This window comes from Staphylococcus argenteus, assembly GCF_000236925.1.
Taxonomy (GTDB): domain Bacteria; phylum Bacillota; class Bacilli; order Staphylococcales; family Staphylococcaceae; genus Staphylococcus; species Staphylococcus argenteus.
Map to the genome: position 1 here is coordinate 710,553 of NC_016941.1, position 20,873 is coordinate 731,425.

General features: G+C 31.2%; 23 protein-coding genes. 15 read left to right on the forward strand and 8 right to left on the reverse strand.

Features of this window, described 5'->3' with window-relative positions; genetic code table 11:
• The first annotated feature begins 58 nt into the window (after positions 1-58).
• From SAMSHR1132_RS03285 to SAMSHR1132_RS03295, 3 genes are all read left to right on the forward strand, one after another.
• Positions 59-439: an SA0632 family lipoprotein gene (locus SAMSHR1132_RS03285; RefSeq protein ID WP_000713481.1), complete on the forward strand. Its 381-nt coding sequence runs from the start codon at positions 59-61 to the stop codon at positions 437-439.
• A gap of 139 nt (positions 440-578) precedes the next feature.
• Positions 579-878 carry a hypothetical protein gene (locus tag SAMSHR1132_RS03290; protein WP_000545112.1) on the forward strand — a complete coding sequence of 100 codons (300 nt, stop codon included), beginning with the start codon at positions 579-581 and terminating at the stop codon, positions 876-878.
• Between the two features lie 81 nt (positions 879-959).
• Positions 960-1,502, forward strand: coding sequence for a GNAT family N-acetyltransferase (locus SAMSHR1132_RS03295; protein WP_000638609.1), 543 nt, complete (start codon positions 960-962; stop codon positions 1,500-1,502).
• 225 nt (positions 1,503-1,727) lie between these two features.
• Here the strand turns inward: SAMSHR1132_RS03295 and SAMSHR1132_RS03300 are convergent, their stop codons facing one another.
• The 4 genes from SAMSHR1132_RS03300 to SAMSHR1132_RS03315 all read right to left on the reverse strand — a co-directional run bounded on the left by SAMSHR1132_RS03300 (position 1,728) and on the right by SAMSHR1132_RS03315 (position 4,479).
• A complete protein-coding gene (locus SAMSHR1132_RS03300; protein WP_000820901.1) occupies positions 1,728-2,294 on the reverse strand; it encodes an LOG family protein in 567 nt (188 codons plus the stop codon).
• Positions 2,295-2,753 (reverse strand): YaiI/YqxD family protein, encoded by a 459-nt coding sequence (locus SAMSHR1132_RS03305; protein WP_000181746.1) that lies wholly within the window; start codon positions 2,751-2,753, stop codon positions 2,295-2,297.
• A 2-nt stretch (positions 2,754-2,755) separates the two neighbouring features.
• A complete protein-coding gene (locus SAMSHR1132_RS03310; protein ID WP_000358492.1) occupies positions 2,756-3,439 on the reverse strand; it encodes a hypothetical protein in 684 nt (227 codons plus the stop codon).
• Between the two features lie 164 nt (positions 3,440-3,603).
• Positions 3,604-4,479 (reverse strand): undecaprenyl-diphosphate phosphatase, encoded by an 876-nt coding sequence (locus tag SAMSHR1132_RS03315; RefSeq protein WP_000469881.1) that lies wholly within the window; start codon positions 4,477-4,479, stop codon positions 3,604-3,606.
• Between the two features lie 218 nt (positions 4,480-4,697).
• On the opposite strand from SAMSHR1132_RS03315, the gene SAMSHR1132_RS03320 reads away from it, so the two are divergent.
• Entirely contained in the window at positions 4,698-6,329 is a 1,632-nt protein-coding gene (locus SAMSHR1132_RS03320; RefSeq protein ID WP_000737173.1) for an ABC transporter ATP-binding protein/permease, read from the forward strand.
• On the forward strand, positions 6,326-8,002 hold the full coding sequence (locus tag SAMSHR1132_RS03325; protein ID WP_000857593.1) for an amino acid ABC transporter ATP-binding/permease protein: 1,677 nt from the start codon (positions 6,326-6,328) through the stop codon (positions 8,000-8,002). Before SAMSHR1132_RS03320 ends, SAMSHR1132_RS03325 begins: the two co-directional genes overlap by 4 nt.
• A 128-nt stretch (positions 8,003-8,130) precedes the next feature.
• Here the strand turns inward: SAMSHR1132_RS03325 and mgrA are convergent, their stop codons facing one another.
• Entirely contained in the window at positions 8,131-8,574 is a 444-nt protein-coding gene (gene mgrA / locus SAMSHR1132_RS03330) for an HTH-type transcriptional regulator MgrA (RefSeq protein WP_001283444.1), read from the reverse strand.
• Positions 8,575-8,800: 226 nt separating this feature from the next.
• Between mgrA and SAMSHR1132_RS03335 the strand changes: the two genes are divergently transcribed.
• From SAMSHR1132_RS03335 to SAMSHR1132_RS03355, 5 genes are all read left to right on the forward strand, one after another.
• On the forward strand, positions 8,801-9,742 hold the full coding sequence (locus SAMSHR1132_RS03335; RefSeq protein WP_000794404.1) for a CobW family GTP-binding protein: 942 nt from the start codon (positions 8,801-8,803) through the stop codon (positions 9,740-9,742).
• A gap of 99 nt (positions 9,743-9,841) precedes the next feature.
• Entirely contained in the window at positions 9,842-10,750 is a 909-nt protein-coding gene (locus SAMSHR1132_RS03340) for an aldo/keto reductase (protein WP_000435120.1), read from the forward strand.
• 32 nt (positions 10,751-10,782) lie between these two features.
• On the forward strand, positions 10,783-11,070 hold the full coding sequence (locus SAMSHR1132_RS03345) for a hypothetical protein (protein WP_000180414.1): 288 nt from the start codon (positions 10,783-10,785) through the stop codon (positions 11,068-11,070).
• Positions 11,071-11,355: 285 nt separating this feature from the next.
• The gene (locus SAMSHR1132_RS03350) at positions 11,356-12,909 is read left to right on the forward strand and encodes an SLC13 family permease (protein WP_000159374.1); all 1,554 of its coding nucleotides are present in this window, start codon (positions 11,356-11,358) and stop codon (positions 12,907-12,909) included.
• A gap of 87 nt (positions 12,910-12,996) precedes the next feature.
• Positions 12,997-14,370: a cryptochrome/photolyase family protein gene (locus tag SAMSHR1132_RS03355; RefSeq protein ID WP_000257454.1), complete on the forward strand. Its 1,374-nt coding sequence runs from the start codon at positions 12,997-12,999 to the stop codon at positions 14,368-14,370.
• A 331-nt stretch (positions 14,371-14,701) separates the two neighbouring features.
• On the opposite strand, the gene SAMSHR1132_RS13730 is transcribed toward SAMSHR1132_RS03355, so the two are convergent.
• From SAMSHR1132_RS13730 to SAMSHR1132_RS03370, 3 genes are all read right to left on the reverse strand, one after another.
• Positions 14,702-14,938, reverse strand: a complete 237-nt coding sequence (locus SAMSHR1132_RS13730; protein WP_096001309.1) for a hypothetical protein — start codon at positions 14,936-14,938, stop codon at positions 14,702-14,704.
• 44 nt (positions 14,939-14,982) lie between these two features.
• Positions 14,983-15,600 carry a DUF1361 domain-containing protein gene (locus SAMSHR1132_RS03365; RefSeq protein WP_000842397.1) on the reverse strand — a complete coding sequence of 206 codons (618 nt, stop codon included), beginning with the start codon at positions 15,598-15,600 and terminating at the stop codon, positions 14,983-14,985.
• A 192-nt stretch (positions 15,601-15,792) separates the two neighbouring features.
• Complete coding sequence (locus SAMSHR1132_RS03370; protein ID WP_000775828.1) at positions 15,793-16,215, reverse strand: PPC domain-containing DNA-binding protein; 423 nt, start codon at positions 16,213-16,215, stop codon at positions 15,793-15,795.
• 209 nt (positions 16,216-16,424) lie between these two features.
• On the opposite strand from SAMSHR1132_RS03370, the gene norA reads away from it, so the two are divergent.
• The 5 genes from norA (at position 16,425) to pfkB (ending at position 20,873) form a co-directional block, all read left to right on the forward strand.
• Positions 16,425-17,585 carry a multidrug efflux MFS transporter NorA gene (gene norA, locus SAMSHR1132_RS03375; RefSeq protein ID WP_001041324.1) on the forward strand — a complete coding sequence of 387 codons (1,161 nt, stop codon included), beginning with the start codon at positions 16,425-16,427 and terminating at the stop codon, positions 17,583-17,585.
• Positions 17,586-17,883: 298 nt separating this feature from the next.
• Complete coding sequence (locus tag SAMSHR1132_RS03380) at positions 17,884-18,327, forward strand: hypothetical protein (RefSeq protein WP_000143193.1); 444 nt, start codon at positions 17,884-17,886, stop codon at positions 18,325-18,327.
• A 145-nt stretch (positions 18,328-18,472) separates the two neighbouring features.
• Entirely contained in the window at positions 18,473-18,955 is a 483-nt protein-coding gene (gene ybaK / locus SAMSHR1132_RS03385) for a Cys-tRNA(Pro) deacylase (protein WP_001107247.1), read from the forward strand.
• 236 nt (positions 18,956-19,191) lie between these two features.
• Positions 19,192-19,956: a DeoR/GlpR family DNA-binding transcription regulator gene (locus tag SAMSHR1132_RS03390; RefSeq protein ID WP_014373795.1), complete on the forward strand. Its 765-nt coding sequence runs from the start codon at positions 19,192-19,194 to the stop codon at positions 19,954-19,956.
• Complete coding sequence (pfkB, locus tag SAMSHR1132_RS03395) at positions 19,953-20,873, forward strand: 1-phosphofructokinase (protein WP_000640745.1); 921 nt, start codon at positions 19,953-19,955, stop codon at positions 20,871-20,873. The genes SAMSHR1132_RS03390 and pfkB overlap by 4 nt, the downstream gene beginning before the upstream one ends.

Below are 20,873 nucleotides of genomic sequence, written 5' to 3' on the forward strand. Positions count from 1 at the left end.
TTAAGTAGTCAATTCATGTTAAAATAAAAAGGATTTAAAAGACGTTAAGGAGTTCAATATGAAGAAATTTATTATCAGTATCATGGCAATGATGATATTACTAGCTGGTTGTGGTAAAAGCCAAGAGAAGGCATCTCTGGAAAAAGATATCGACAAATTACAAAAAGAAAATAAAAATTTAAAAGATAAAAAAGAAAAGTTAAAACAAGAAAAAGATAAACTAGAAGACAAGCAAAAAGACCTTGAAAAAGAAGTGAAAGATTTAAAACCATCTAAAGAGGATACTAAAGAAAATAATAAAGATGATAAGAAGGACGACAAAAAAGACAAATCAACTTCACAAAATAAAGATACAAAAGATAAATCTAAAGCAGATGACAATAAAAAAACTACTACTAAAGATAAAGAACAAAAGTCTAATGATAAAAATCAATCATGATACGAGAGATGAAAAGGGCTTAACATGATACATAACGTTTCAAGCCTTATTTTAAGGGTATGTATTAATTAAAATTATGACGACGATTAAAAACAATACTCACTATTCAACTTCGTAATGATTAAAGGAGAGATATGGCATGCATGAACAAGATTTTAAAATTTTAGAAGGTCAAAATATTACTTTACCAGAGTTAGGTAGAGAATTAGAAAATATTACCGGACGAACAATTGTAGATTCTACTGGAGAAATTAAGCGTGTGATTGCACAATTACCCAATTTTGAGTCTGAGACAGATACATTTGTAGCTACATATCGACTAAATCATCAACAAGATTTTATAGATGCAACATTTACTGCGTTAAAGTCGGACCGATCAAGATTAAAAGAAGTACCAGTACATGTTGAACTAATTAGTTATATTTCAAAATCTGAATAATTTATTATCCGAAACACAGAGTTGATTATCATGTCGATTTTGTGTTTTTTATTGAAATTGTTTTATAGGAGTTGTAATAACATGATTTATTGTGAAACTGATCGTCTGATTTTACGAGATTGGCATGAAGACGATTTATTACATTTTCAAAAAATGAATGCAAATCATGACGTACGAAAATACTTTCCAAGTTTATTAAGTTATCGACGTTCAGAATTGGATATGAGGAAAATGGATACTATTATTAAAGATTATGGTATAGGTTTATTTGCTGTTGAAGAAAAAGCGTCTCGTCAATGGATTGGTTTTATAGGGTTAAATTACATTCCTGAAACTAGTGAATATCCTTTCAAGGAATTGCCAATATATGAAATAGGGTGGCGGTTGTTACCACAATATTGGGGACAAGGTATGGCTACTGAAGGTGCAAAAGCTGTATTAAAACTAGCAAAAAAACATAATATACAAGACGTATATAGTTTTACTGCTGAAGCTAACAAAGCGTCACAACGTGTAATGGAAAAAATAGGAATGTCATATTATGATCAATTTGAGTTACCTCATTTGAGTAAGTATCATTTATTAAAAAGACAAGTACGTTATTACATAGATTTGAGTAAGTAATATCGTATATGACAATGATACTTCAAAGAAAAATAAAGAAGTGGGGCAGAAATGATAAAGAACCACTAATGGTTTATTATATAGTGGTTCTTATACTTTAACTATAACTAATGTGTACTTAAAAAATTGAAAAAGTTTGTTGCAAGCGCATTTTCACTCAGTCAATTACTGAGAATATAACATTGATTTATGTCGCACGTATTTATTTAATTTGGGAAACGCACCTTAATCATATGTACGTGTTCCTAACGGTTTGAAATTCAAAATTGCTTCCACCAAAGATTCTTTTGAGTCACATAATGGCGCAAGAGCACGATACTTCGGATCAATAAATCCTTCTTCTATCATATGATCTATCATTGACTGTAGTGGATCAAAAAAGCCATTAATATTATATATAGCAATTGGTTTTTCGTGAATACCAATTTGAGCCCAACTATACATTTCAAAAAATTCTTCGAGAGACCCGGCACCACCAGGAGCCATAACAAATGCATCGGCAAGTTCAGCCATTTTATTTTTACGTTCATGCATAGAATCTACTAAAATTAATTCTGTTAGACGTTGACTAGTAATTTCGCGTTCATCTAGCATTTTAGGCATGACACCAATAACTTTACCACCATGATCTAAAACGCCATCTTGAATGGCACCCATAATTCCAATTGACCCTGCACCAAATACTAACTCATAGCCTTGTTCAGCAAAGTATTTTCCTAATTCATAGGCTTTTTTGACATATGAAGGATTATGGCCTTTACTTGCGCCACAATATACCGCGATTCGTTTCATTTAGTTTCTCTCCCTTGCTTGATGAATAATTTTTGATAATGACATTTCAAATGTTTTCTTATCTTGTTTAGTAAAAGGAGGTGGGCCTTTGTGGCGACCACCTTGTTTTCTAATTTGTGCATTAAGATATCGTTTATCTAAAAGTTGTTGAATATTTTTAGGGGTGTATATCTTTCCATTATGATGCATTACAGTATCCACTTTTTCGATTAATAAACTCGCAAGACCGTAATCTTGAGTGATAACAATGTCCTCATCTTTAGAAAGTTGAACAATTTTATAATCAACTGCATCAGGTCCATCATCAACATAAACTGTTGATACATGTGGAGGATATACTTGATTTGAGTAATGGCTAAAGCTACGAATGATTGTCACAAAAATGCCTGTCTCAGTTGTTAAGTCAATTATTGAATTAACAACAGGACAAGCATCTCCATCAATGATAATATTCGTCACTATTATGCCTCAGTATCATTACTTTTATTTTGTGTTTTTGGGCTTTTAGCAACATAATCTTTATATTTTTTAAATGACTTGATGCGTGCTTTTTCAGCTTCTTGTTGTTGTTTTTGTTCTTCTTTGTGACGTTTTTCTATATTTTTTTGTAATTTTTTATTCATCTTGTCAATTTCTTTACGATTTTTTTCTGCAAGTTTATCGCCTTTTTTCTCGGTCTTTTCGTCTAACTTAGCAGGTGTCAGTCCAACTTTTTCTTCATACTTCTGCGACTTTTTCATATCTTTAATACGCTGTAATTGATTTTTTTCACGCTCTTTTTGTTCTTCTTTATGACGTTTTTCAATATTTTTTTGAAGGATTTTATTCATTTTATCTGCATCTTTGCGATTTTGTTTTGCTAATTTCTCGCCTTTTTTCTCAATATAGGCAGGATCGTGTTCTCTAGCAAACTTTTTCAGTTCACGTTTATTTTCAAAATCTTGTTTTTTATCACCAACATATTCTTTAACATCACTAGCTGTATTGCTAATTACTGTAGATGTTTTCGAAGCTACTTTACTAGTTGCATTAGTAACTTTTTGTACATCAGGATGTTGTTTAATTCGTTTGCGTTCAACAAACAAAGGTACTAATACTATTGGTAACACATTAATCATAAATTTGATGACTTTTTTCTTATCCATAGATCTTGCCTCCATAATTACTTTATTATTTTTACATACCCTATGATACATCAATATAAACGATGAGAGTAGTGAATTCACCTATGTATTTTATGTTTTTGAAAAGTAAAAATAAAGACTGCCAATTAAGTATAACTTAACTGACAGTCCACATTTAAAATGAATTAAATGCCTTTTCCAATGCCAAAACCGAAATACAAAATTGCAATAAAGATAACTAAGATAATTCTGTATATGGCAAATGGGATTAATTTAATTTTATTAATAAGATGTAGGAATGTTTTAATAGCAATCAAACCTACTGTAAATGCAGCTAAAAATCCTAAAATATAAAATGGAATGTCTGCAATTTGAATGTCTTGATAATGTTTTAATAGTGACAAGCCACTAGCAGCTAACATAATTGGTACGGCCATAATAAATGTGAAATCTGATGCTGCTTTATGATTTAGTTTCATCAATACACCAGTAGAGATTGTAGAGCCTGAACGGCTGAAGCCAGGCCACATTGCTACTGCTTGAGAGATACCAATAACAAATGCTTGGAGATAATTAATTTGATCAACGGTTTGTTGATTTTTAACTTTAGCTGAATATTTATCAGCAATAATCATATAAATTGCACCAACGAATAATCCAATCATAACGGTAGGGACACTGAAAAGATGTTCTTCAATAAAGTTATCGAATAACAATCCCAAAATACCAGCTGGTATCATACCTACTAACACATGTAATAGATTCAATCGTCGAGGCTTTGAGCGTCGTTGTTGATTATTGTCTACATCAACGTGTTTGTGTTTACCAATATGTAATATCTCTAAGAAGCGTTCGCGGAACACCCACGCTGCTGCAAAAACAGAACCTAATTGAATAACAATTTTGAACGTAAATGCTGATTGAGAACCTAAAAATTCAGATGACTTTAACCACATATCATCAACAAGAATCATATGTCCAGTAGAAGAAACAGGTGCAAATTCTGTTAATCCTTCGACGATTCCTAAGATAATACCTTTAATTAATTCAATGATAAACATTATTTACCCACTTTCATAACTCAATTTAATTAGTCTAAATATCAAAATTACCATATTATGATAGCATATTCATTTAAATACATGCCAGTTCTAGTTATAATACGAGACTAAAGGTGTAAATATTCAACTGCTTTTACATGAAAAAATTCAAAATTTTAATGAGCTATTTAATTTGATTTTAAGGAAAACCTTTTATAATAGGTTTGGGTGATATAATTGTGAAAAAATTAACAACAATATTGTTTCAATATAAAGTATTTCCAGTACTAATGTTCGTTGTAAGTACTGCACTTGGGTTGCTCGTTATAACTCAAAACATTTTAATCGCAGATTTTTTGTCTAAAATTATAAAACATCAATTACAAGGTCTGTGGCCTATTTTATTCATTTTACTTGCTGTGCTTTTATTAAGAGCAACTGTACAATTTCTAAATCAATGGTTGGGTGACACATTAGCATTTAAAGTAAAGCATATGTTAAGACAACGTGTCATTCATGCAAATCGGATTTATCCAATTGGGGAACAAATGACAATTCTCACTGAAAATATAGATGGATTAGCACCATTTTATAAAAGTTATTTACCTCAAGTATTCAAATCTATGATGGTTCCATTTATTATTATCGTCACTATGTTTTTCATTCATTTAAATACTGCTTTAATTATGTTAATAACTGCACCGTTTATCCCATTGTTTTATATTATTTTCGGTCTAAAAACACGAGATGAATCAAAAGACCAAATGACATATTTAAATCAATTTAGCCAACGTTTTTTAAATATTGCAAAAGGATTAGTTACGTTAAAATTATTTAATCGTACAGATAAAGCTGCTAAGCATATTTACGATGATAGTACACAGTTTAGAACATTGACGATGCGTATATTACGTAGTGCCTTTTTATCGGGGTTAATGCTTGAATTCATAAGCATGTTAGGTATAGGCCTTGTTGCGTTGGAAGCAACATTAAGCCTAGTAGTATTTCATCATATTGATTTTAAAACAGCTGCAATTGCGATTATTTTAGCGCCTGAATTTTATAATGCAATCAAGGATTTGGGACAAGCGTTTCATACAGGTAAACAAAGTGAAGGTGCAAGTGATGTCGTCTTCGATTTTCTAGAACAATCTAATGATAATAAGGCAGCTCAAATAAAATATTCATCAGAGCAGCAACCATTTATTCGCTTAAGTGATGTATCTTTTCGTTATGCTAATACTGAGAGATTTGTATTGAATAAAATAAATATAGATATCGCGAAAGGTGATCAAATAGCACTTGTTGGACCTAGTGGCGCAGGTAAATCAACATTGACACATATAATCTCAGGAGCATACTCACCAACAAGTGGGATTATTAGTACAAATCAAGACAATATCAATATTGGTATTTTAAGTCAGCATCCTTATATTTTTAGCGCTTCAATAAAGGATAATATTACGATGTTTAAAGACATGGAGAATAGCAAAGTTGAAGCTGTACTCAATGAGGTTGGTTTGCTTGATAAAGTCCAAACTTATAAACATAGTATTGATACAAAAATTGGTGAAGGTGGGGAGATGCTATCGGGAGGACAAATGAGACGTATAGAACTTTGTCGTCTATTAGTTATGCAACCAGATCTCGTTATTTTTGATGAGCATGCAACTGGTTTGGATATACAAACAGAACATATGATTCAGAATGTTTTATTTAAACACTTTAGAGATTCGACAATGATTGTCATAGCACATAGAGATAATACGATTCGCCATTTACGAAGACGTGTCTACTTAGAAAAAGGAAAAGTGCTAGCAGATGATTATAATATTTCAGTAAATTTAGCAGAAAATGGTGAGCGCTCATGAAAACACGACTAAAATTTCAATTAGATAAGGATTTAATTTTGGCAATAGTTGTCGGCGTTACTGGAAGTTTAGTTGCACTTGCTATGTTCTTTTTAAGTGGATATATGGTGACACAAAGTGCATTAGGTGCTCCACTTTACGCATTAATGATTTTAGTTGTTACTGTTAAACTATTTGGATTTTTAAGGGCAATCACACGATATGTGGAACGTCTTGTTTCTCATAAAGCAACATTTACAATGTTACGTGATATTCGAGTGCAATTTTTTGGGAAATTAGTTAATGTCATTCCCAATGTTTATCGTAAGTTAAGTTCGAGTGATTTAATTGCTCGTATGATAAGTCGTGTGGAGGCGCTACAAAATATATATCTTCGTGTTTATTATCCGCCAATCGTTATTGGATTGACAGCCGTTGTTACAGCAGTGGTTATATTATTTATATCGATTGGTCATGCGATATTAATCATGTTTAGTATGTTGCTCACACTACTTATTGTTCCTTGGTTAAGTGCTAAAAAAGCGCGTACTTTAAAAAAGTATGTTACTGAAGAACAATCTCAATTTTTAAATTGTTTTTATGATTACAAAGCTGGAATGGGAGAATTAAAACGTTTTAAACGTGTTGAGATGTATCGAGAAGCATTGATGCGTAAGCTAAGTCAATTTGATCATTTGCAGCTTAAAGAACAGAGATTTTTAACATTATATGATTTTATTTTAAATATTGTGGCTATGATTTCGATATTTGGTAGTTTGGTTTTAGGGTTAATTCAAATTAATGCAGGACATTTAAACATAATTTATATGACAAGTATTGTACTGATGATATTAACGTTATTTGAACAGGCTGTTCCAATGACTAACGTTGCATATTATAAAGCAGATACAGACCAAGCTTTACATGATATTAATGAAGTGATATCAACACCAACAGCCAACGGATATTCGTCTTTAAATTATGATATGGTGGGATCAGACCAAGTATTTGATATTAAACATGCGAGCTTTAAATATTGGAATCAGCAATCCTATGTATTACAAGATATTAATTTTAAAGTTAATAGAGGAGAAAAAGTTGCTATTGTGGGACCATCTGGTTCTGGAAAGAGTACTTTACTACAAATAATGGCAGGACTGTATCAACTAGATAATGGTTCTGTTTTATATGAAAGTATGAATATGGTTGAAATCAATGACAAAGATAAATTTGAAACTTTAAATGTCCTGTTACAAACGCAACAGTTATTTGATGGTACATTACGTGATAATTTATTTACTGAAGCAGACGATGAAATTATTTATAACATTTTCAATCAACTTGATTTAACTCATTTATCATTAGAACAGCATTTAGATTTAAATGGTAGTACATTGTCTGGTGGTGAAATACAAAGATTAGCTATTGCTAGAATGATGTTGAAAGAACATTCAAAAACATGGATATTAGATGAGCCATCGACAGCTTTAGATCAACAAAATACTACAAAAGTAATGGATTTAATAGAAGCACAAGCCCAAACGTTAATTGTCGCTACACACGATTTAAATTTATTGTCACGTTTTGACACCATCATCGTGATGATAAATGGTAAAATAGTTGAAAAGGGAAACTATCAACAATTACTTGCTGAGCAAGGTGCTTTATGGAATATGATTCAATATAATGCATAACAAAAAACTGCTTGATAGGCTGAATATACCTTTCAAGCAGTTTTTTACTAACAAGCAAAAGCTTGTTAATTGTGTTTTTATTCTTAATAAATTCTAAACATTACTTTAATTGTCATGACAAAAGTTAATTATTTTTCCTTTGTTTCATCAAATGCATGAATCACTTTACCTAATAAGCGATTAAGTTCTTTAACTTCATCTTGAGATAAAGAAGAAGCTGAAGCGACTTTGTCAGATGCATTACTTAATTCTGGTCTAATAGTTTCACTTTTGTCAGTCAAGTGAATAAATACTTCACGTTGATCGACTTCAGAACGTTCGCGCTTAATTAAGTCTACTTGTTCCATTCGTTTTAATAGTGGTGATACTGTACCAGTATCGAGTGCTAATTCAGTTACGACTTTCTTGACGTTTACAGGAGATTCATCCCATAAAATAGTTAAGACAAGAAATTGTGGGTATGTTAGATTGTACTTCTTAAAAACTTTGTTAGAGTAGTAGCGATTAACTTGTCTTTGAGCATTGTACAAACTAAAGCATAGCTGTTCTTTTAAATTATGTTGATCAGACATTAAAGTTCTCCTCCAGACATACTATCCGTTTTTTTCTCTTTTCGGATTGGTAATCATTAAAAAGTTGATTGTTTATTAATTCACAACTTCCTTTGATTCAATGCCATGCTAAAATTAAAGTATGTTTAAAGTTTAGAAGATATTTTTGATTAAATCAAGCAAAAAGATAATTTAATATTTATGTTATCATTTTTAAAAATAACTGTAATAGAAAAGAGAATATAAAATGAAAAATAATAAAGATGAAAAAATAAGAATATCCATAATTAACGGATTTTTAGGTAGTGGTAAAACCACGTTACTGACACATTATATTAGTGAATTATTAAAAAATGATGAGAAAATTAAAATCATCATGAATGAATTCGGTAGTTTTGACATTGATAGTAATAGTATTTCTAATGAAATTGAAGTGCATTCATTGATAAACGGTTGTGTTTGTTGTGATCTTAAGCAAGAACTTGTCTCAGAATTGACAGCGATTGCTTTAAACGGCAATGTTAATCATGTCATTATAGAGGCTACAGGAATTGCACATCCTTTAGATTTACTATTTGCCTGTCAAGATCCAAAGCTAGTTCGTTATTTTGAAAAGCCAACGATAATTGGTGTTTTAGATGCTAAAAGATTTTTAGATCGACATCAATATACTGACAATACGGTTTCACTTATGGAAGATCAACTTAAGTTTAGCGATGTAATTATAATTAATAAAATTGACCTTGTAAGTGATGATAATATTCAAAAAATCAAAAAACAATTATATGATATATGTCCTGACGTTATGACGCATACAACTACATTTGGTCGAATACCTTTTGATACGCTACTTTTAAAAATTAAAAATCAAGAAATGGTAAATGGAGAGCATCATCACCATCACCATCATCATCATGGAATTAAGAGTATGCATTATACATTTAGTGGTCCAATTGATCGTCAGTTGTTTTATCAATTTATTTTGAAGTTGCCAGATTCAGTATTACGTTTAAAAGGTTATGTCACTTTTAGAGATAAACCTGATGACATATATGAATTTCAGTATGCATATGGATTGCCAGATTATGGTATTATTTCGATGAAATTACCGTTAACGATTGTCATCATAGGGGAGTCTATAGACACTGATCAACTACGTAATCAATTAGATATGCTACAATTTACGTAATGAAGTTAACTTTATAAAACATATTTTCAAAAAGTTGAAGTGCTGTGAAAATTGATGTTGTGAAATTTTTGTGACAACGAGGGATGGGGTGGATGTCTTATGGAACAAATAATGATAAATCATTATGTGCATTTTTCTAGACTTGTACAAGGATTTTGGCGTGCTAATGAATGGAAAATGACTGCACAAGAGTTAAATTATTTTATAAATGAATTAATCGAACGTGGTATAACTACAATGGATCATGCAGACATATATGGAGACTATCAATGTGAGAAATTATTTGGAAATGCATTGAAATTATCTCCGGATTTGAGAGCTAAGCTTCAAATTGTTACGAAATGTGGAATTGTTTTACCTTCAACGCAATTTGATTTTACAAATGGGCATCGTTATGATTTAAATAGTAATCATATTATCAAATCTGTTGAACAATCCTTAAATAATTTAAATGTTGATTATTTAGATAGTTTGCTGATTCATCGTCCTTCACCATTAATGGATTCTGAACAAGTTGCTGACGCTTTAACGAAACTTGTAAAAGAAGGTAAGATTAGATCATTCGGTGTTTCAAATTTTAATGATGCACAATATCAATTGTTAAATCAATATATCACTAAAGAACGCCTACATATTAGTGTGAATCAATTGGAATTATCACCATATAATATTGAAAGTTTACAAGATGGAACAATGGATGCGATGTATCAACACCATGTCCAGATTATGGCTTGGAGTCCTTTTGCAGGTGGTAAACTTTTTGATAGTGATAATGTTAAAGCGAGACGAATTATGAAAGTTATAAAACCAATTGCTGAAAGATATGGTGTTAGTGAAATGGCAGTGATAATATCATGGCTGGCTAAATTACCACACCGTGTTATGCCGATACTTGGGACAAGACAATTACAACGTATTGACCAAGCAATTGATGGACTGCAATTGTCGCTAGATGACCAATCATGGTTTGATATATACACAGCCATACTCGGACAAGATATTCCATAAAAATAACGAATCAACATATAAAGGAGCATATCATGACAAACGAAGACAAACGTTTTGAACAATTAGGCTTTGAGCGCAAATTTATAATTATTCCATATGTAATTTATGCAGTTATCGTATTATTGTTAAACATTTTCTATTCTGATTTAAAAATAACAATGACACTTTTCGGCTTATTCTTTGCATATAATATTGTGATTTTATTTATAGCATTCCTTAAACATTATAAACGCACATTAATTTTAAGCTTTATTTTAACAATTTTAAGTGGAGCTGCGTTCTTTGTCATTATATATGTTTATGGTATAAACCATTTCTAAATTTTAATTTGAACTATTTACAAAATTTTCATCCGAAGTTTACCAATCAATATGAATTAATTGATTGTAACTCGCTATGGATAAGATATTGTAGATAGTTTTTTATTATGCATTTTTTGTTAGAATGCAGGATTAAACTTGTTCTTCAAAGGATTCTCTTTGCTTCTCGATATTATTTACTAAATATTTTGAAAAAAATGTGTATTTTGCATTAATTGAAAAAGTGTGTTTTAAAAAATTGTTATAATTAACTTGAATATTAATTAAAACAAAGGGGAGATTGATATGACAAAAGAATTTCATGCAGTAAATAATGAGCAACAACAGAATGAAAAGAATAAAAAGCAATATAAACCAATTTGGATTGTTATGAGTTTTATAGTGCTTATTGTTGTACTTTTATTGCCCACACCAACAAGTTTGCCTTTAATGGCAAAAGCTGTGTTAGCCATTTTAGCTTTTGCAGTCATTATGTGGGTAACAGAAGCGGTATCTTATCCAGTATCAGCGACATTAATTATTGGTCTAATGATATTGTTGTTAGGATTTAGTCCTGTTCAAAACTTAGCGACCAAACTTGGAAACCCAAAAAGTGGAGGTGCCATTTTAACAGGTAGTGACCTTTTAGGTACTAATCATGCATTAGCATTAGCGTTTAGTGGATTTGCAACATCAGCTGTTGCACTTGTCGCTGCTGCCTTATTTTTAGCTGCGGCAATGCAAGAAACCAATTTACACAAAAGATTAGCGTTAATCGTTTTATCAATTGTAGGTAATAAGACACGCAATATAGTGATAGGTGCTATTGTTGTTTCAATTGTTTTAGCATTTTTTGTACCTTCAGCGACAGCACGCGCAGGCGCTGTAGTACCAATTTTATTAGGAATGATTGCTGCCTTTAAAGTATCAAAAGATAGTAAATTAGCTTCGTTATTAATCATTACTTCAGTGCAAGCTGTTTCAATTTGGAATATCGGTATTAAGACAGCTGCAGCACAAAATATAGTTGCTATTAATTTTATCAATCAGCATCTTGGATTTGATGTGTCATGGGGGGAATGGTTTTTATATGCGGCACCATGGTCTGTAATTATGTCGATAGCATTATATTTCATAATGATTAAAGTGATGCCACCCGAAATTAATGCAATCGAAGGTGGTAGAGAATTAATTAAAGAAGAATTGCATAAACTTGGACCAGTGAGTGCATGCGAATGGCGTCTAATAGTCATCTCACTTTTATTATTAGTCTTTTGGTCAACTGAAAAAGTATTACATCCAATTGATTCAGCGTCGATTACAATCATTGCTTTAGGTATTATGTTAATGCCTAAAATAGGTGTGATGACTTGGAAAGGTGTTGAAAATAAAATACCATGGGGCACAATTATTGTCTTTGGTGTTGGTATTTCTTTAGGGAATGTATTATTGAAGACAGGAGCAGCACAATGGTTAAGTGATCAAACATTTGGTGCTCTAGGATTAACGCATTTACCTCTTATAGCTACAATTGCACTCATAACGTTATTTAATATATTAATTCATTTAGGTTTCGCTAGTGCTACAAGTCTTTCATCAGCATTAATACCTGTATTTATTTCCTTAACTTCTACGCTACATTTAGGAGATCAATCAATAGGATTTGTTTTAATTCAACAATTTGTAATTAGTTTTGGATTTTTATTACCAGTTAGTGCGCCTCAAAATATGCTCGCATATGGAACTGGTACATTTACAGTTAAAGACTTCTTGAAAGCTGGTATACCATTAACAATTGTTGGTTATATTTTAATTTTAATTTTCAGCATGACTTATTGGAAATGGTTAGGCTTACTTTAAAAAGCTAAACACTTAGTAGCAATACATTACTTTAAAAATCGTGATAAGATTGTAATAAAAATTATAGAAAATATAGGTGATTAAAATATGGCAGTAGCTGTGTTATTGAATCGTATGTTTCGAACAGAGAACAATCCGTTATTTGAATATATATATCAACAGAGGGATACAATCAAATCATGTTATTTTATTATCGCTGAAGAGGACATGTCAACAGCATCTGAATTGAAAGCAAGTTTTTATCGTGGTACGATGCAACGCTTTTATCAATCATTATTAAACAAAGGCTTTATTCCACATGTACTTTCTTATGAGAATATTATCTCGTTTTGTAAAAAAAATAATATAACTGAAGTAGTGGTAGCTGGGGATATTATGAGTTATCATCTTGAAGATTATGATATTTTGCATCAACGTCCATATTTTGAAGAAGCGCAAATTGAAGTGACATTAGTGCGTGGTAATCATTATTTTAAAGCGAGTAAAACGATGAATCAACAAGGTGAACCTTATAAAGTTTTTACAAGTTTTTATAAAAAATGGAGGCCATATTTGACAATTAGAGATGTTTATCATTATGATTTAAGCGAATTAAAAGACATTGTTATTGAAGCGCCAAATGAATTAAGCTTTAGAGATATAAACGAAGGGTCGACTGAATCTATAGAACAAGATAAATGGCAACGTTTTTTAAATCATGAAATACAAAACTATGAAAATAATAGAGAGTATTTGCCTGAAGTTTTAACAAGCCAATTAAGCATTGCACTTGCGTATGGATTACTAGATATTATTGAAATTTTTAATGATTTATTGTCTCGGTATGAAGAAGATGAATCGAATTATGAATCATTTATTCGTGAACTTATTTTTAGAGAGTTTTATTATGTTTTAATGACACAATTTCCCGAAACTGCACAACAATCATTTAAAGAAAAATATCGTCGAATTAAATGGTCAGATAATGAAGCGGATTTTGATGCATGGTGTGATGGACAAACAGGATTTCCAATCATTGATGCAGCAATGATGGAATTACAACAAACTGGGTTTATGCACAATAGAATGAGAATGGTTACTTCACAATTTCTAACAAAAGATTTATTTATTGATTGGACTTGGGGAGAAAACTTCTTCAGAAAATATCTGATTGATTACGATGCAGCTTCAAATGTTCATGGTTGGCAATGGTCAGCATCGACAGGAACTGATGCAGTACCATATTTTAGAATGTTTAATCCAATTAGACAGAGTGAGCGATTTGACCCTAAAGCGCTCTATATAAAAAAGTATTTACCAATTTTAAATCAAGTAGATGCAAAATATTTACATGATACACATCAAAATCAGTCTAAAATTTTGGGACAAGGCGTTGAATTAGGTCATCATTATCCAAAACAAATTGTAAATCATAAGGAAAAAAGGGATCAGGTCTTAGCGATTTTTAAATCAATAGATTAATAATTGCATGATGATAAATTAAACAATTTGGGACAAAATGATATGAAATGCTCCCTTCAAAGTTTTCATTCTTTACACTGGCTACTTTGAAGGGAGCATATAACAATGTTCTAGGCTCTATAATGTTGTTATATTTGCAATCGTTGACTGAATGCAAATGCGCTTGTAACAAGCAATTTTCAATACTAGCGGGCGGGGCCCCAACATAGAAGCTGACAGAAAGTCAGCTTACAATAATGTGCAAGTTGGCGGGGCCCCAACAAAGAGAAATTGTACATTATAGATGATTAGTGGTTTTTATCATTTCTATTCCGCTAACAATTCCAATAGATTATCGTAATAAGTCTGTAAACAGTGTGAAGTATAAAACGACATACTGTAAAAATGTGATGATATAAATATATTTAAGTCTAATTTTAATATTCTGAGGTACTTGCCATTCAGGATATTGACGTTCAAAATAAAGCATTTGTTGGATGAAAACTCCAATACCGAGGGGGAGGAGCATAAGCATAATGCTTTTAGCGTAACTTAGACCTATATCATGCCATAGGTGACCAATAATCATTTGAAGAATAACGATCTAAATAATTAATATAATTATACTTAGTGTCACTTTTTCAACCTCACTCCTTTACCGAATAATAGAATAGCTGCTTGCATCGCTACCATATAACAAACAAAAATAGCGGTATTTAAGGTCAGACTTTCTAAAATATGGTTTAATACACGCAATGGTTCATTAAAGAAATAAACAGAGTGTAGGCGTAAGAAGCGACCGATATAAATGCCAAACCCATTTAAAAACATCAAACAGATAACAATGGTTCTATTAAGCCATTGGCGTGTTGTAAGTGTTAAAATTTCAAAATAAATTAAAATCATTACATAGACAGCTAGAAAAACACCCAGTAATAAATACGTAAAGTACTTCCATTCGGTTAAGTTAAGGCCAGCATAAAAATTAAATTGAAATTGATTTAAGTGAATTAAGTCAGTGACCATATAAAATGTGTTTGGCAATAATAATACAAAAATAAAGCTATAAATGATAAAGAGTGGCCATTCATATTTTTTGTTTGGTTTAAATAATCGTAAAAGAAGGCTCAACTCAAATGGTATATATGCTAAAAATAAATTTAAAGTCATAAATTGAAATATTTTAGTCTCAAAAAGAGAGGCTATGAATAAGACTAGAAAGTATACTCTAGCGATGTATCTTGATTTCATAAAATATAAACACTACTTTCTGATGATAAAAAGTTATTAATGTGAATAAAACAGTTACAAATATTTACATTTACTGTCGATGTCGTGTTGAGTAAGTACAATGACATACTTAGAAAGTAAATATATGTGAAACTATAATTAAGCACTAATGATAACTTGTAATATAATGTGATTCAACTAAAAAGTAGTATGTTATTTTGGGTCGAGTAAATTTAAGCCGATAGCTTCATTATAAGTACGATTTATATCCATATCTGTATGGGTGATTATGATTTCAGCGGTTGCAGAAACAATAGCTTTTGATAAGTGACCACTATATGTTTGGTAAGTTTGTGTGCCAAATGTTGCATGTAAATGAGCAAAATGCCCATTGTCTAAACGAGAAATATTACCCATTAGACTTGTAAGTTCTAGAGGTTCAGTGATATGTCGTTCTTCATATTCTTTTGTTGTTAAATTGAAAAATTTTAAAATGACATCGTCACAGGCACCAATACCACTCACAGTGGCAAATTTTAAATTGTTTGTATCGGAGAAACGTGTTATAGATTCAACGATATCTTCACCTTTTTCTAAAACAAGTAACGTGGTATGATTGTTTTTTTGTAATTTCATTATATATACATCCCCTTTATCCTTATTTGATTATAATTATACAATTAAAAGGATAATAGCGATAATTATAAAGATTAAAATATTGTCAAATATAGTAAGGTTGTAATACAATATAGAAACTTTTTACGAAACAATAGCTTTAACTGCTGTTTTATGTGGAAAGATTATCATAGTAGTTTAATGTTAGGGAATGAAAAAGAGGTGAGCATATGAACAAACAGATTATTGTTTTATATTTTAATATTTTCTTAATATTTTTAGGAATTGGTTTAGTCATTCCAGTTTTACCTGTGTACTTAGAAGATTTGGGATTAACTGGAAGTGATTTAGGTCTTTTAGTTGCTGCTTTTGCTTTATCTCAAATGATCATATCGCCATTTGGTGGAACATTGGCTGACAAACTAGGTAAAAAGTTAATTATTTGTATTGGGTTAATTCTTTTTTCTGCTTCTGAATTTATGTTTGCCGTAGGACATAATTTTTCAATATTAATGTTATCAAGAATTATTGGTGGTATGAGTGCTGGCATGGTTATGCCTGGCGTAACAGGCTTAATCGCTGATATTTCGCCGAGCCACCAAAAAGCGAAAAACTTTGGTTATATGTCCGCAATAATTAATTCGGGGTTTATTTTAGGGCCTGGTATAGGCGGTTTTATGGCAGAAGTATCACATCGATTGCCATTTTACTTTGCAGGTGGATTAGGTATAGTGGCATTTATTATGTCTGTCATTTTAATTTATGATCCTAAAAAGTCAACGACTACGGGCTTCCAAAAATTAGAACCGCAGTTATTAACGAAAATTAATTGGAAAGTATTTATTACGCCGGCAATCTTAACGCTTGTATTAGCTTTTGGTTTATCAGCATTTGAAACACTTTTCTCATTATATACATCATATAAAGTGAACTATACGCCTAAAGATATTTCAATTGCAATTACAGGTGGCGGTATATTTGGCGCGATTTTCCAAATATATTTCTTTGATAAATTTATGAAATATTTCTCAGAACTAACGTTTATCGCATGGTCGCTATTATATTCAGTAATTGTTCTAATATTATTAGTCTTTGCAAATGGTTACTGGTCTATAATGATAATTAGTTTTATAGTCTTTATAGGTTTTGACATGATAAGACCAGCTATTACAAATTATTTTTCTAATATAGCAGGAGATAGACAAGGATTTGCTGGTGGATTAAACTCTACATTTACGAGTATGGGGAACTTTATTGGCCCATTAATTGCAGGCGCATTATTTGATGTACACATAGAAGCGCCGATTTATATGGCAATTGCAGTTTCATTAGCAGGTATTATTATTGTTTTGATTGAAAAGCAACATAGAGCGAAATTGAAACAACAATAATTGTAGTATCACGTCGAAATATTATTTAAATATGGTTTGAGTTAGTATACCAATAAGGAGTTAGCATCGATTTTCTTAAAATCTTATTTAAGAAAATTGATGCTTTATATATATAAAGATTCAATTTTTTAGAATGTTTTAGTCTTTTAATTTAAATGTTACATGTAACAAAAAATGATATTTAGTAATAATCATGTTACAAATATTACATTCTTTTTAAATTGTAATCCACTTACCTATTTGCATAACAGTATTATGTTAAGATGTAAAAAAATGAGTAAGGAAATGTGGGTAGGGGATGACTTTTAAAAATTTGTTTTTAAGTGTTGTCGCAATTATATTAATAGTGTGCCTTTTAGGTTTACTAGTATTGGCGACAAATCAAGAAGCGCTTGCTAAAGTGCATAAAACGATAAATACGCTTCATAAAATAAATGTTTCAGATGAAGATAATAATAAAAAGGCTATTGATATTTTCAATGGTCATACGGCTAAAGCCTCAGAAATAAAAAATGATAATAATAAGCAAAATGCTTTATATGCTAATCATAAAAACATGTTTAATGAACAAGAATGTCAGGTTATCGCTGAGCGTTATTCACAGAAACATATGAATGATAATTATCAATTAGAAAAAGTAAAGAAAACGCATCAAGGATTTAATTATATTTATTCAAATGGAAACACAAAAGGAAAACAACATGTAAATATATCTAATCAAGGTATTTTGTTAATGAAATAATACAAGCGGTGTATTCAAATTGAATATGCTGCTTTTATTTTGGATGAAATACCAGAGATAACAATGAATGTCAAAAACTTATCAATTTATGCTACTTGTGAAAGTGGTATTATAGTTTTTGAAATAGTATTTATGAGGTGTTGAAATGGCAAAGAATAAGAAAACTAATGCAATGAGAATGCTTGACCGAGCTAAAGTTAAATATGATGTACATAGCTTTGAAGTACCTGAGGAGCATTTATCTGGGGAAGAAGTTGCCAAGATTATTAAAGAAGATATAGAAACGGTTTTTAAAACACTAGTACTAGAAAATGCAAAACATGAACATTATGTCTTTGTAATCCCTGTTAATAAGACATTAGATATGAAAAAGGCTGCTGCCATTGTTGATGAAAAGAAATTGAATCTTATGCCTTTAGAAAATTTGAAAAATGTAACTGGATATATACGTGGTGGTTGTTCACCAATAGGTATGAAACAATTGTTTCCAACAGTCATCGATGCATCAAGTCAGCAGTTTGAATTTATTAGTGTAAGTGGTGGACTGCGTACGATGCAAATAACTATTGCTGTTGATGATTTGTTAAGTATTACTAAAGCTAAAATTGGCTCGGTTGTTCACGATTAAGTAACATAATTATGCAAATTAAATAGTGATTGATTAGATAGATGAAACTCAACGATTTTGTTGAGTTTTTTTGTTGGCATTTTAATGTTAATACTGAGAAATATTAAAATTATATAGTGTAAAGGGTGAGATTATTGTAATTTTATCGTCACAATTTGATTGATTTTGATTGTTTTTGGTAAATTATGATTGAAATGTGAAAGCGTACTCATTATAATACAAAGTGAGATGGGGTGATGATGATAATTACTGAAAAAAGACACGAGTTAATTTTAGAAGAACTTTCGCATAAGGATTTTTTAACATTGCAAGAATTAATTGATAGAACAGGTTGCAGTGCTTCAACAATTCGAAGAGATTTATCAAAATTACAACAATTAGGGAAATTACAACGTATTCATGGTGGAGCCATGTTAAAAGAAAATCGTATGGTTGAAGCAAATTTAACTGAAAAGTTAACTACCAATCTAGATGAAAAGAAAAAGATTGCTAAGTTGGCAGCAGCTCAAATCAATGATAACGAATGTTTATTTATTGATGCTGGTTCAACTACGCTAGAGCTTATTCAATACATTCAAGCAAAAGATATTATCGTTGTAACAAATGGTTTAACTCATGTAGAAGCATTGCTTAAAAAGGGAATTAAGACAATTATGCTAGGTGGTCAAGTTAAAGAAAATACACTGGCAACAATTGGTTCTAGTGCAATGGAAATATTAAGACGTTATTGTTTTGATAAGGCGTTTATCGGTATGAATGGTTTAGATTTTGAACTTGGATTAACCACGCCAGATGAGCAAGAGGCTCTAGTGAAACAAACGGCAATGTCGTTAGCCAACAAGTCTTTTGTACTTATTGATCATTCTAAGTTTAATAAAGTATATTTTGCTCGTGTACCAATGTTAGAAAGTACTACAATCATCACATCTGAAAAAGCATTAAATCATCAAGCATTAAAAGAATATCAACATAAGTATCACTTTATAGGAGGGTCATTATGATTTATACAGTTACCTTCAACCCTTCAATTGACTATGTCATTTTCACAAATGACTTTAAAATTGATGGTTTGAACAGAGCAACAGCAACATATAAATTCGCTGGAGGAAAAGGTATAAATGTTTCACGTGTCTTAAAGACGTTGGATGTTGAATCTACTGCCTTAGGATTTGCAGGCGGATTTCCTGGGAAATTTATAATCGAAACATTAACTAACAGTGAAATACAATCAGATTTCATTGAGGTAGATGAAGACACGCGAATTAATGTGAAATTAAAAACGGGACAAGAAACAGAAATCAATGCACCAGGTCCTCATATTACTTCAGCACAATTTGAGCAACTTTTAAGTCAAATTAAAAGTACGACAAGTGATGACATTGTTATCGTTGCAGGAAGTGTACCAGGCAGTATACCTAGTGATGCTTATGCACAAATTGCACAAATTACAGAACACACTGGAGCGAAGCTAGTTGTTGATGCTGAAAAATCATTAGCTGAAAGCGTTTTACCGTATCATCCGTTATTTATTAAACCTAATAAAGATGAATTAGAAGAGATGTTTAATACAACAGTGAAATCAGATGCTGATGTCATTAAATATGGACGTCAATTAGTAGATAAAGGCGCACAATCTGTTATCGTTTCTCTCGGTGGTGATGGTGCGATTTATATTGATAAAGAAAAAAGTATTAAAGCTGTAAATCCACAAGGGAAAGTGGTTAATACAGTTGGCTCAGGAGATAGCACTGTTGCAGGTATGGTAGCGGGAATTGCTTCAGGTTTAACGATTGAAACAGCATTCCAACAAGCGGTAGCATGTGGCACTGCGACTGCATTTGACGAGGACTTAGCGACACGAGATGCTATAGAAAAAATAAAATCACAAGTTACGATCAGCGTACTTGATGGGGAGTGA

Coding starts and splice junctions, on each gene's coding strand:
- SAMSHR1132_RS03370 (WP_000775828.1), bottom strand. CDS start 16,215: ATGAAATTACAAAAAAACAATCATACCACGTTACTTGTTTTAGAAAAA.
- SAMSHR1132_RS03295 (WP_000638609.1), top strand. CDS start 960: ATGATTTATTGTGAAACTGATCGTCTGATTTTACGAGATTGGCATGAA.
- ybaK (WP_001107247.1), top strand. CDS start 18,473: ATGGCAAAGAATAAGAAAACTAATGCAATGAGAATGCTTGACCGAGCT.
- SAMSHR1132_RS03380 (WP_000143193.1), top strand. CDS start 17,884: ATGACTTTTAAAAATTTGTTTTTAAGTGTTGTCGCAATTATATTAATA.
- SAMSHR1132_RS03310 (WP_000358492.1), bottom strand. CDS start 3,439: ATGGATAAGAAAAAAGTCATCAAATTTATGATTAATGTGTTACCAATA.
- SAMSHR1132_RS03390 (WP_014373795.1), top strand. CDS start 19,192: ATGATGATAATTACTGAAAAAAGACACGAGTTAATTTTAGAAGAACTT.
- SAMSHR1132_RS13730 (WP_096001309.1), bottom strand. CDS start 14,938: ATGATTATTGGTCACCTATGGCATGATATAGGTCTAAGTTACGCTAAA.
- SAMSHR1132_RS03335 (WP_000794404.1), top strand. CDS start 8,801: ATGAAAAATAATAAAGATGAAAAAATAAGAATATCCATAATTAACGGA.
- SAMSHR1132_RS03365 (WP_000842397.1), bottom strand. CDS start 15,600: ATGAAATCAAGATACATCGCTAGAGTATACTTTCTAGTCTTATTCATA.
- SAMSHR1132_RS03325 (WP_000857593.1), top strand. CDS start 6,326: ATGAAAACACGACTAAAATTTCAATTAGATAAGGATTTAATTTTGGCA.
- pfkB (WP_000640745.1), top strand. CDS start 19,953: ATGATTTATACAGTTACCTTCAACCCTTCAATTGACTATGTCATTTTC.
- SAMSHR1132_RS03300 (WP_000820901.1), bottom strand. CDS start 2,294: ATGAAACGAATCGCGGTATATTGTGGCGCAAGTAAAGGCCATAATCCT.
- SAMSHR1132_RS03290 (WP_000545112.1), top strand. CDS start 579: ATGCATGAACAAGATTTTAAAATTTTAGAAGGTCAAAATATTACTTTA.
- SAMSHR1132_RS03285 (WP_000713481.1), top strand. CDS start 59: ATGAAGAAATTTATTATCAGTATCATGGCAATGATGATATTACTAGCT.
- SAMSHR1132_RS03340 (WP_000435120.1), top strand. CDS start 9,842: ATGGAACAAATAATGATAAATCATTATGTGCATTTTTCTAGACTTGTA.
- SAMSHR1132_RS03350 (WP_000159374.1), top strand. CDS start 11,356: ATGACAAAAGAATTTCATGCAGTAAATAATGAGCAACAACAGAATGAA.
- SAMSHR1132_RS03315 (WP_000469881.1), bottom strand. CDS start 4,479: ATGTTTATCATTGAATTAATTAAAGGTATTATCTTAGGAATCGTCGAA.
- norA (WP_001041324.1), top strand. CDS start 16,425: ATGAACAAACAGATTATTGTTTTATATTTTAATATTTTCTTAATATTT.
- SAMSHR1132_RS03355 (WP_000257454.1), top strand. CDS start 12,997: ATGGCAGTAGCTGTGTTATTGAATCGTATGTTTCGAACAGAGAACAAT.
- SAMSHR1132_RS03345 (WP_000180414.1), top strand. CDS start 10,783: ATGACAAACGAAGACAAACGTTTTGAACAATTAGGCTTTGAGCGCAAA.
- mgrA (WP_001283444.1), bottom strand. CDS start 8,574: ATGTCTGATCAACATAATTTAAAAGAACAGCTATGCTTTAGTTTGTAC.